The organism is Methylomonas koyamae, from assembly GCF_001644025.1.
Lineage (GTDB): Bacteria > Pseudomonadota > Gammaproteobacteria > Methylococcales > Methylomonadaceae > Methylomonas > Methylomonas koyamae_A.
In genome coordinates, this window is sequence record NZ_LUUK01000084.1 from 1 (window position 1) to 10,662 (window position 10,662).

10 protein-coding genes are annotated in these 10,662 nt (G+C 58.4%); 6 read left to right on the plus strand and 4 right to left on the minus strand.

Annotated elements, in window-relative coordinates:
• Nucleotides 1–298 precede the first annotated feature (298 nt).
• Complete coding sequence (locus A1355_RS07630) at nt 299–541, minus strand: hypothetical protein (RefSeq protein ID WP_064026653.1); 243 nt, start codon at nt 539–541, stop codon at nt 299–301.
• A 297-nt stretch (nt 542–838) separates the two neighbouring features.
• On the opposite strand from A1355_RS07630, the gene A1355_RS07635 reads away from it, so the two are divergent.
• Together A1355_RS07635 and A1355_RS07640 are read left to right on the plus strand one after the other, a co-directional pair.
• A complete protein-coding gene (locus A1355_RS07635; RefSeq protein ID WP_064026655.1) occupies nt 839–1,441 on the plus strand; it encodes a GNAT family N-acetyltransferase in 603 nt (200 codons plus the stop codon).
• On the plus strand, nt 1,434–2,294 hold the full coding sequence (locus A1355_RS07640; RefSeq protein WP_064026657.1) for a carbon-nitrogen hydrolase family protein: 861 nt from the start codon (nt 1,434–1,436) through the stop codon (nt 2,292–2,294). Before A1355_RS07635 ends, A1355_RS07640 begins: the two co-directional genes overlap by 8 nt.
• 87 nt (nt 2,295–2,381) lie before the next feature.
• On the opposite strand, the gene A1355_RS07645 is transcribed toward A1355_RS07640, so the two are convergent.
• Nucleotides 2,382–2,789 carry a DUF2750 domain-containing protein gene (locus A1355_RS07645; protein WP_064026659.1) on the minus strand — a complete coding sequence of 136 codons (408 nt, stop codon included), beginning with the start codon at nt 2,787–2,789 and terminating at the stop codon, nt 2,382–2,384.
• A 292-nt stretch (nt 2,790–3,081) separates the two neighbouring features.
• On the opposite strand from A1355_RS07645, the gene A1355_RS07650 reads away from it, so the two are divergent.
• Nucleotides 3,082–4,482, plus strand: coding sequence for a cytochrome P450 (locus tag A1355_RS07650; RefSeq protein ID WP_064026661.1), 1,401 nt, complete (start codon nt 3,082–3,084; stop codon nt 4,480–4,482).
• Nucleotides 4,483–4,524: 42 nt separating this feature from the next.
• Here A1355_RS07650 and A1355_RS07655 read toward each other — a convergent pair whose 3' ends face one another.
• Together A1355_RS07655 and A1355_RS07660 are read right to left on the minus strand one after the other, a co-directional pair.
• A complete protein-coding gene (locus tag A1355_RS07655) occupies nt 4,525–5,367 on the minus strand; it encodes an acid phosphatase (RefSeq protein WP_082885427.1) in 843 nt (280 codons plus the stop codon).
• A 325-nt stretch (nt 5,368–5,692) separates the two neighbouring features.
• Entirely contained in the window at nt 5,693–5,956 is a 264-nt protein-coding gene (locus tag A1355_RS07660) for a formate dehydrogenase subunit delta (protein ID WP_064026665.1), read from the minus strand.
• Nucleotides 5,957–6,495: 539 nt separating this feature from the next.
• Between A1355_RS07660 and fdhF the strand changes: the two genes are divergently transcribed.
• The 3 genes from fdhF to A1355_RS07675 all read left to right on the plus strand — a co-directional run.
• Nucleotides 6,496–9,363 carry a formate dehydrogenase subunit alpha gene (gene fdhF / locus A1355_RS07665; protein WP_064026667.1) on the plus strand — a complete coding sequence of 956 codons (2,868 nt, stop codon included), beginning with the start codon at nt 6,496–6,498 and terminating at the stop codon, nt 9,361–9,363.
• 66 nt (nt 9,364–9,429) lie between these two features.
• Nucleotides 9,430–10,053: a hypothetical protein gene (locus A1355_RS07670; protein WP_064026669.1), complete on the plus strand. Its 624-nt coding sequence runs from the start codon at nt 9,430–9,432 to the stop codon at nt 10,051–10,053.
• 10 nt (nt 10,054–10,063) lie between these two features.
• Nucleotides 10,064–10,662 (plus strand): LLM class flavin-dependent oxidoreductase (locus A1355_RS07675; protein WP_157197788.1); only part of this gene is annotated, 599 nt, incomplete at its 3' end.

The following is a 10,662-nucleotide window of genomic DNA, read 5'->3' on the forward strand; positions in this document are numbered from 1 at the left end:
TTTTACGACACCCTCCAATGAAAGTTACCGGACGGCCGCCACCCAATCCGGTGTCGGAACGCTGTCAATAGCGGTTAAAGCCGCTCCGCCACTGACTTTCATTTGCCTGGGCGACGGCCAGCGGTTTCATGATCCGTTGACCGCTTGAGTTAAATGAAATGCCGATTTTTCGGACTTACTCTGAAAGTCACCCGACGCGGTCACTCAATTCGGTGTCGTAGCGTTGTCAATCGCGGCTAAAGCCGCTCCCACGCCAGGGACTTTCATTTGCCGGGGCGACGCAACTGTTTCGTGAGCGTTAGGCATTCAATTCCGGAATACCGGCGGCCAGATGCTTGCGCAGCAAACCGATCTGTCTTTGCAATTCGTCTTCGGCGTCGCCGACGGTTTTGAAGGTTTGTATCAGCTTTTGTTCGTTCAGCGCATCGGGATAATTCGCATCGACAAAATCCAATATTTCCGCGTCCATTTCGGTCATGCTGTTAACGATCTCTTCCATCTTGTTCAATACCGCGCGCAATTCGTTCAAGTCTTTTGCCATAAATACTCCTCCAGTTTGGTTAGTCTTCAATGATCGGCTTTTAGGCGGGATTGCTTAAAAGCCTGGTCAATCCGGCAAGCAAGGCCGAATTCCCGGTTGCCCCGCACCAGCGCGGGACTGTCGATGGCAGGCCGCGACTTGCGTACCTTTCGTCATCGAAAAACCTGTTTACGTCAAGCAGCCCGGTCGCGCCAAGCGTTCCCGATAGGCAATCGCACCGTGCCTGCAATACAATATCCGCCCCGACCGTCCTGCCGGCGGCCGACTTTTTGTTTATCCATTCACTCCGCAACCAGCATGAGCAAAGACATCCGCATTCAGCGCCTCAGCGGCGCGGCCTTGATTCAATACATTCCCGAACTGGCGCGGCTGCGCATCGAGGTGTTCCGCGACTTCCCCTACTTGTACGACGGCGATTACGAGTACGAGAAAAAATACCTGCAAACCTATATCGACTGCCCGGACAGCGTGATCGTGCTGGCCTTCGACGGCGACGCCATCATCGGCGCCTCGACCGCGATCCCGTTGAAATACGAGACCGACGAAGTCAAAAAACCGTTCGTCGACCACCGCTACGATCCTGAGCAGGTGTTTTACTGCGGCGAATCGGTGTTGAACACCGCCTATCGCGGCCTGGGCATCGGCGTTAAATTTTTCGAGCAACGCGAAGCCCATGCCGCCGATTTGGGCGGCTTCAGGCACATCACGTTCTGTTGCGTCGAGCGCCCCGCCGATCATCCGCGCCGGCCGGCCGACTATGTGCCGCTGGACGCCTTCTGGAACAAACGCGGTTATTTCAAGCATCCGGAACTGAAAACCACCTATACCTGGAAAGATCTCGACGACGAGACTGAAACCCCCAAACCGATGACCTTTTGGTTGAGAGAAGACCGTGCCTAAAATCGCCAGCGCCCAATACGACATCAGTTTCCTGGAAACCTGGGAAAACTTCGCAGCCAAAACCCGCCGCTGGGTACAAGACGCGGCCGACAACAAAGCCGACATCCTGCTGTTCCCGGAATACGCCTGCATGGAACTGGCATCCTTGTTTCCGAAGGATGTTTATTCGTCCTTGAACGGCCAACTGGATGCATTGCAAACCCTGCTGCCGCCATACCTGGATTTGTTCAAAACCCTGGCCGCCGAGCACCGGGTGTATATCCAGGCCGGCACGTTTCCTGTCAAACACGAAAACGGCGAATTCCGCAATCACGCCTATTTCTTCACGCCGCAGGGCGACGTGGATTATCAGGAAAAGCTGACCATGACCCGTTTCGAGAACGAGCAATGGCATATCTCGCGCGGTCTGGACATCAAAGTGTTCGACACCGTATTCGGCAAGATCGCGATCAACATCTGCTACGACAGCGAATTTCCCCACTACGCCCGCCAACAAGCCGAACGCGGCGCCACGTTGATCTTGGTGCCCAGTTGCACCGACACCGAAGCCGGTTATTATCGGGTACGGATCGGCTGCCAGGCCCGCGCGCTGGAAAACCAATGCTACGTCGTGCAATCCTCGCTGGTCGGCGACGCCGCCTGGTCCGAAGCGGTCGATGTCAATCGCGGCGCGGCAGCCATTTACACGCCGGTGGATCGCGGCTTTCCGAACAACGGCATTCTGGCGATCGGCGAGTACAACCAAGCCCAATGGGTTTACGCCGACCTGGATCTAGCCGCCGTCGAAACCGTGCGCCGGGAAGGCCAAGTGTTTAACTACCGCGACTGGCCCAAGCAGTTCGATTGCCGGTAATGGCCGACAAGTCCCGTACGGTTGGCCGCGATCTTAAGGTTCGGCCAACCGGGTTTACAATCCGCCCAACGAGAACCCGCGACTGCGTTAATCCCCGACCGTGTAATCCCTAGACTCCATCATATTTTCCAGCATGCCGAACAGGCGTTGCGGCGTAATCAAACACCCGGCCGCTCCCGGTCTGGGCATGATTTCCACCGTGACTTCCTCGCGCGCCAGCTTGTTCAAGGTCTGATAGGTAAAGAAATCGACCGATTCCACACCCGGCGCCAGATGCGCCCATTCACCGGCGACGGCATCGGCCGCGTAGCGCTTGTAAGGCCAAACCGGCAGCGTATTCCGGCCATCGAGCTCCCGAATCAAAGGCTGCGGCCCCTCCTTCAGCCCCCAGACTTCGTCGGTCTCGAAGATTCGATACAGAAAATATTCCAATCGTTCTTCGTCACTCATATCCGGAACGGCGGCGATTTCTTCGGGATGGGGATCGTAGCGCATGTCGAGGCCTATGCTGATGAATTTGACTACAGTTCAGCAAAAATCGCACCATACCCGGCGCGCGTCGTCGGCGGCGGATTTTCCCCAGCCAACGAGTTGCTCGGCCAATGCGTCGTCGGACAGGCTCACCCACATTTGTCGCAAACCCGACATTCCTTCATCCGACCGAAAGACCGCTTTGCCAACCTGTTAAAAGCGCCAATATCGCGCCGCGACTCGAAGACGGCCCGACTATACCGTTTCGGCCCAATCGGTCGATAATGTCGGCACTTAACCGAATAGACGAACACTCATGGACCATTCGACAATCGCCAGCCCTGCCCGCAAGCCCGCCCTACCCGAACATTCGATGATCGTTTCGATGCTGCGCATGATCGTCCAGCCGCTCTCGACGATGGCCCGGATACACGCCAAATACGGCGATTTGGCGCTGGGAACGGTCTTCAAGAAGAAGATACTGTTCGTCCGCGCGCCGGAATACATCGAGCAAATCTTTAATCTGGAAGGCAAGGGCTTGCTGAACCGCGACTTCATGTACGACGCCAAGCAAGCACTGTTCGGCAACGGCCTGATTAACAGCGAATCCGAGGTCTGGAGCAAGCAACGCCGCCTGATGCAGCCGATGTTCACCAAGGATGCCGTGAAAACCTGGGAACAACTGATCATCGCCGAAGCTGCCGCCGCCGCCGAACGCGTGAAGCTTGCGGCGGGTGGCGATGTCGATTTGAGCGCCGAGCTCCGCGGTCTGATTCAGCGCATCTTTCTGCAAGTCCTGCTCGGCAAGTCGGTGGACCAGCTCAGCAACGGCGCGCAACTGATCAACGTCATCGACGTACTCAGCCGGGAATTGCCGCTGCAACTGGGCGTACATCTGATCTTCGGCCAGCGGCTGAAGCGCTGGATACCGCTACGAAGCAAGAACTACCGCGCGGCGGTTGAGTATCTGAAAACCTTTCTCTACGCCGAAATCGAACAAAAACGCGCGAATCCAGGACAAGACCTGATTTCACTGTTGCTGCAAGCCCAGGACCGAAGCACCGGCTATACGATGCCGAACGACTTGCTGCGCGACGAATCGGTGACGCTGTTTTTTGCCGGCCAGGAAACCACGATCAACACGCTGTTATGGTTTTTTTATCTGACCGGCAAGCATCCGGCGGTGCGCGAAAAAATCGCCGCCGAAATCGCCGGCTTGCCGGACGAGCCGCTCCAGGCCGGCCATCTGGCCCAACTGAGCTACACCAAGGCGGCCTTGAACGAAACCCTGCGCCTGTATCCGCCCACCTCGGCGCTGACTACGCAAGCGCTGGCGGACATCGAGCTTGGCGACTACGCCATCGCCAAGGACACCATCCTCCTGTTGACGATGCATGCTACCCACCACAATCCGCGCCTATGGCCTCGCCCCGACGAATTCGACCCGGACCGGTTTCTGGACGACAGCGCCGCGAAACGCCACAAATTCGCGTTCTTCCCGTTCGGCGGCGGCCTACACAATTGCATCGGCAAGCATTTCGCCGAACTGGAAATGTTGCTGATCATCGCCAGCTTCTTTCGGGCATTCCGCTTCGAAACCGACATTACCCTCAAGGAAGCCTTTAGCGTGACGCTGAAACCGGACGGACCGGTGGTGGGGCGAGTGTCGGCCGATTCGCCATCGGCCGGGCAGCGAAATCCAAACTCAGCACGGTAAGGATAGGCCGATCTGGGAGCCGCAAACCAAGTCGTCCGAATCTTACTGAGTCAACGGCTTCTGCGCTTCGATGCCGGCCCTTTCCGCGACGCAATCGCGGTTCGGCGCCACGGCCTCCTCGCTCAAATCGTCCAATTCGTCTTTCGCCTGACTCAAATCGTCCTGAAAATGACGATCGGCATGGAGCTTAGCGACCGTATACGCGCCCAGGTAGCGTCCCCACACCGTATCGCTATACCAATGTACGTTACAGACCACCCGACTTAATCCGAAAGCCTGGGCGCGGGCTAGAATCGCATCGGCCCGCGCGGGAACCAATTCGGCCAAAATCAAGCCCCAAGCCATGCCGATGGCATTGTGTCCGGACGGATAGGAACCGCCGGCCTCCAGACGGGCGCGATCGTCCGGCGTACAAAACCGGGCGTCGTTGACCATGAACGGCCGGGGACGTTTGTATCTATCCTTTGCCGCGCCGGTGGCCGCGCCCGCGTCCTGCTTGACCTTCTTCAACAGCTTCACCAAATGGGGGGTATGTTGCTCGTCCACCGGCACGCCCAGCGCGCAGGCATAGGCGCTCGCGGCATTTGGGAAACTCAGGTCGGCATCCTGTATCGCCAACGCCCAGGCAGGCGTATTGCGCAACGCAAAGCTTTTCTGGGCGTAGATCAAATCCAACGCAAAACTCGCCGACCCGTCCGCCGGCGGTGGCGGCAACAAACCCAAGCTGTCCGGGATCGCGTTGGTCGGCAAATAGCCACGGTCTCTATTGCCGATTTCCGGCGGAATCGGCGTCGCGCCGGCATCCGCCAACACATCCTGCAACGCGCAGCTTAAGCACAAAACGGCAAACAGCCGTCCCCAAAATTGATAAGTTCTGTTCCGCATGGACTGACTCCCGGTCACCGAGTGGTGGGCTGATGAAGAATGCAACGACTGATTGCTCCGCATGCAGCATAGAAGACAATTCCCTGTTCGGCAAAATCGTCAACTCTCGAACGGTAACCGTAACGGCGGGGCGCTTCGCGACGCGATGTCTTGAAGCAAGGCTGGCCCTGGAACCGCTTTCCAAACGACAGGGTAAACCCGACTCGCGGCGTTCGAGTCGGCGATCCGGCTGCGTGCTTTGCCCGCTATCGATGTCGCAGTTTGCCAACCCGATCGCGCGCGGTTGATTCGCAGGGGCTCACATCGAAAACGTACGTCACATGCATCAAGTCAATTCCTTCAGTCGTCTGACCGCCGTGCGCACGATCGTTTTCATCCCGACGCCACCATGACTCAGATGCGCGACGACTTGGCGGCGCAAACTGGGCGCCATGAATTCCCTCATGTGCGACACCAATCCCTGAACGGCCTCTTCTTCCGGATAGGCTTCGTAAAACCGGCCCACGTCGTTCAGATTGTTGAGTAGTTGCTCCAGCGTTTTCGTCGGCGCCGGCGCCGAAATCAACCGTTCGTAGATGCGATGTTGCATGGTTTTCTATCCTCCCGGCGTGTGCGACTACAAGTCTTTATATCAATTAAGATATATCGTTAGACGATTATACGCATCTTCAGACCAACCGAACCAGAGAATACATTGGGATGCAGCCATTACATTTAGGAAATTTACTATTCGCAACGAGTAAAAAATGACCGAAACCCGACAGACTTCTGTCCGAGTTTTCAACAAATCGTCGGCTAAAAACAGGCTCACAACAGAAAACAATCAACAGTAAATAATTATTTTTTATATATTTTTATAGAATCCACCCACCTCCGTGGACTAATCGGCGCCGCGTGAACCTCGGCAGCTGCGCTCAGCGGATCGATTTGCGAACAAAACTGCCCATTCGTAGATGCGCGCGATCATACGATATATACTAAACGATATATCCATAAGCACATCCCACCTCGCTCTATGGATAAGCACCCACCCAGCCGGTCTCGCTCGTTTCGAATCCGGCGGGCAACGACCTGTTTCGATCTACATAACCCGGACCTCTGTTCGGAAAACGCTTTGGAGAACACTCGATGACGCATCAATGCGGTAATTGTGGCTGCGGCGGCGATTTCGGCACGCCGGCAAAAATCTCGGACACGCTGGTGGAACTGGAAATCGATCTGGTCAAAATCAACGTGCCGCAAGGCACCTCTCTATTGCGCGCCGCCGCGATGGCCGGTATCGAAATTCCCAAGTTATGCGCGACCGAAAGCCTGGAACCGTTCGGCTCCTGCCGCCTCTGCCTGGTGCAGGTCGAAGGCCGGCGCGGCTATCCGGCATCTTGCACCACGCCGGCCGAAGCCGGCATGGTGATCAAGACCCAAACGCCGCAGCTTGCCAACATTCGGCGCGGTGTGATGGAACTGTATATTTCCGACCACCCGCTGGATTGCCTGATGTGTCCGGCCAACGGCCACTGCGAATTGCAAACCATGGCCGGCCGGGTCGGCATGCGCGAAGTGCGTTACGGCTACGAAGGCCACAACCATTTATCGCTGACCAAGGACGAATCCAACCCCTATTTCAGTTACGACCCGTCCAAATGCATCGTCTGCAACCGTTGCGTGCGTGCCTGCGAACAAATCCAGGGCACATTTGCATTGACGATAGACGGACGCGGTTTCGAATCGCGGGTATCTGCGGGACAGAATCAACCGTTTCTGGATTCGGAATGCGTATCCTGCGGCGCCTGCGTATTGTCCTGCCCGACCGCGACCTTGATGGAAAAGACGCTGATCAAACACGGCCAGACCGACGATCACATCGTCACGACTTGCGCTTATTGCGGCGTCGGCTGTTCGCTGGTCGCCGAGGTCAAGGGCGACCAGGTCGTCAACCTGTTTCCGAATAAGAACGGCCACGCCAACCACGGCCACGCCTGCGTCAAGGGCCGCTTCGCCTGGGGTTACGCCAATCATCCCGACCGGCTGACCAAGCCGATGATTCGCGAGAAAATCACCGATCCGTGGCGGGAAGCCAGTTGGGAACAGGCCATTCAGTTTGCGGCGGACAAATTCAAAGCCATCCAGGCCAAATACGGCAAAAACGCGATTGGCGGCCTGGTATCGTCTCGCTGTACCAACGAAGAGGATTATCTGGTACAGAAACTGGTGCGGGCAGCGTTCGGCAATAACAACGTCGACACTTGCGCGCGAGTGTGCCATTCGCCGACCGGTTATGGCTTGAGCGCGACCTTCGGTACCTCGGCCGGCACCCAGAGCTTCGATTCGGTGATGGATGCCGACGTGGTGATGCTGATCGGCGTCAACCCGACCGACGGCCATCCGGTGTTCGGCTCGCAATTGAAGCGCCGCCTGCGCCAAGGTGCCAAACTGGTTGTCGTCGATCCGCGCGAAATCAATCTGGTCGACTCCGCCCACATCAAGGCGGATTTCCATCTCAAACTGCGCCCCGGCACCAACGTGGCGATGGCGAATGCACTGGCGCACGTTATTGTCGGCGAAGGTTTGTACGACGAAGCTTTTATCGACCAGCGTTGCGACAGCCAGGAATTCGCCAAATGGAAGGACTTCATTCTGGACCCGCGCCACTCGCCGGAAGAAACGGCGGCGATTACCGGCGTGCCCGCCGAACAGGTACGCGGCGCCGCGCGCTTGTTCGCCGGCGGCGGCAACGGCGCGATTTATTACGGTTTGGGCGTGACCGAACACAGCCAGGGTTCGACGATGGTCATCGCCATCGCCAACCTGGCGATGGCGACCGGCAACATCGGCCGGCCCGGCGTCGGCGTGAATCCGTTGCGCGGCCAGAACAACGTGCAAGGCTCCTGCGACATGGGCGCCTTCCCACACGAATTGCCCGGCTACCGCCACGTCTCCAACGACGCGGCGCGCGCCACGTTCGAACAAGCCTGGGGCGTTGAACTGCAAAACGAACCCGGCCTGCGCATTCCGAACATGTTCGAAGCCGCGTTCGACGGCACCTTCAAGGGTCTATATTGCCAGGGCGAAGACATCGCCCAATCCGACCCGAACACCCAACACGTCGAAGCCGCGCTGCGGGCGATGGAATGCATCGTCGTGCAGGACTTGTTCCTGAACGAGACCGCCAAATTCGCCCACGTGCTGTTGCCCGGCGCGTCGTTCCTGGAAAAGGACGGCACCTTCACCAATGCCGAACGCCGGATTTCCAGGGTACGCAAGGTCAAGGCGCCGCTGGGCGGATACGGCGATTGGGAAGCGACGATGATGCTGGCTAACGCGATGGGCTACCCGATGCACTACGATCATCCGTCGCAAATCATGGACGAGATCGCCGCGCTGACGCCGACTTTCAACGGCGTCAGCTACCAAAAATTGGAACAAATGGGCAGCATTCAGTGGCCCTGCAACGACAGTGCCCCCGACGGTACGCCGACGATGCACATCGACGGTTTCGTGCGCGGCAAGGGCCGCTTCATGACCACCGAATACGTCGCCACCGACGAAAAAGTCACCCGCCGCTTCCCGCTGATTTTGACCACCGGTCGGATTCTGTCGCAGTACAACGTCGGCGCCCAAACCCGGCGCACCAAGAATACCGCCTGGCATCCGGAAGACATCCTGGAAATCCATCCGCACGACGCCGAGGAACGCGGCATCGTCGACGGCGATTGGGTCGGCATCCAAAGCCGGGCCGGCGAAACGGTATTGCACGCCAAAGTCTCGAGCCGGGTGCAGCCCGGCGTGGTCTACACCACTTTCCACCACCCGTTTTCCGGCGCCAACGTCATCACCACCGACAACTCCGACTGGGCCACTAACTGCCCGGAATTCAAGGTCACCGCGGTGCAGGTCGTTAAAGTCGCGTTGCCTTCTGAATGGCAGCAACGCTATCTGCAATTCCGAACCGCGCAGGAAAACTTCTTGAAACGCCCCAAAGCGTCGGCCGACGGCTAAACCGTGCGAAGACCGGCGTTCGCCAGCGCTAAGCGCCGGCGCACCCACTTACCCAGGAGACAGACCATGACCGCATCCGACTTTGATTCAGCGTCGCCGGCACCCGCCGGCGAGTCGAACACCGATTGCCATGCCGCCTCCGGCCCGATGGAGGTCGGCGACGAGGTGCGCTGGAAGCCGGCTTCCACCGGCCTGGAGTTTCCGGCCGTGCCGTTTCCGTCCCGGCGGGTTTTCGAAGTGGCCGGCGCAAGCCTGCTCAGAGCATTGGTCCGCCGCCATCACCAACGCTTGTTGAATACGCCAATCGGACATTTGTTTCCGAAAGATCCCGCGCGCTTCGCGGCCGGCGTCGAAAAAACCGCCGATTTCATCGTCGAAGCGACCGGCGGTCCGGCCTTGTTTACCGCCAACCACGGTCATACTTGCATGCGCTCCCGGCATTTTCCGTTTACGATAGACGAACTGGCCCGCGAGATTTGGCTGGCGCAACTGTTGTCGGCCTTCGACGACGTCGGTTTTCCGGACGAGGTTAGAGAGGAATACTGGAATTGGGTGGAATCGTTGTCGATACGCGTGATCAACCGGCGCACGATGCGCGCGGCACCGCGCCGCATCCCACTGGCCGGCGCGGCCACCGAATTGGCCGACGCTCTGGCTTTGCAACGACGGGTCGCGGCCGTCGCCGTCTAACGGATTGGCCGTGAACACCGAACCGGCTTCGACGTCCGCCGATCAACAAGCCATGCGCTTCGGCCTATTCGCCAATTTCGAGAATCCGGGCGGCGGTTTCTGTGCCGAAGCCCTGCGGGAAAGCGTGCTGACGGTCCAGCATGCCGAACGCCTGGGATTCGCCGAAGCCTGGATCACCGAGCACCATTTCAACCCCTTCAGCGTCAGCGCGGCGATCTTTCCGCTTTTGAGCTATCTGGCGGCCGCCACCACGACGATCCGGCTCGGCAGCGCGGCGGTATTGCTGCCGATGCGCGATATTTTGCAAGTTGCCGAAGACGCCGCCACCGTCGATGCGCTCTCCGGCGGCCGCTTGCTGTTAGGCGTCGCGCGCGGCGGACCGTTTCCGCTGCAATTTCAACATTTCGGCGTCGATCAGGCGACGAGCCGCGAGCGCTTGTTGGAGGGCGCGCTTTTGCTGGAGAAATTGCTGACCGAAGAGAACGTCGATTTCGACGGCCGTTATTACCGCTACCAACAAGTGTCGATCTACCCTCGCCCAAGGCAATCCCGAATTCCAATCTGGCTAGCCGCCCTGTCGCCGGAAAGTATCGCGCTGGCCGCCACGCG

Bases quoted from the DNA above. Each gene is read 5' to 3' on its own strand.
- A1355_RS07635 (WP_064026655.1), top strand. From the start codon at position 839: ATGAGCAAAGACATCCGCATTCAGCGCCTCAGCGGCGCGGCCTTGATT.
- A1355_RS07660 (WP_064026665.1), bottom strand. From the start codon at position 5,956: ATGCAACATCGCATCTACGAACGGTTGATTTCGGCGCCGGCGCCGACG.
- A1355_RS07645 (WP_064026659.1), bottom strand. From the start codon at position 2,789: ATGCGCTACGATCCCCATCCCGAAGAAATCGCCGCCGTTCCGGATATG.
- A1355_RS07670 (WP_064026669.1), top strand. From the start codon at position 9,430: ATGACCGCATCCGACTTTGATTCAGCGTCGCCGGCACCCGCCGGCGAG.
- A1355_RS07630 (WP_064026653.1), bottom strand. From the start codon at position 541: ATGGCAAAAGACTTGAACGAATTGCGCGCGGTATTGAACAAGATGGAA.
- A1355_RS07655 (WP_082885427.1), bottom strand. From the start codon at position 5,367: ATGCGGAACAGAACTTATCAATTTTGGGGACGGCTGTTTGCCGTTTTG.
- fdhF (WP_064026667.1), top strand. From the start codon at position 6,496: ATGACGCATCAATGCGGTAATTGTGGCTGCGGCGGCGATTTCGGCACG.
- A1355_RS07650 (WP_064026661.1), top strand. From the start codon at position 3,082: ATGGACCATTCGACAATCGCCAGCCCTGCCCGCAAGCCCGCCCTACCC.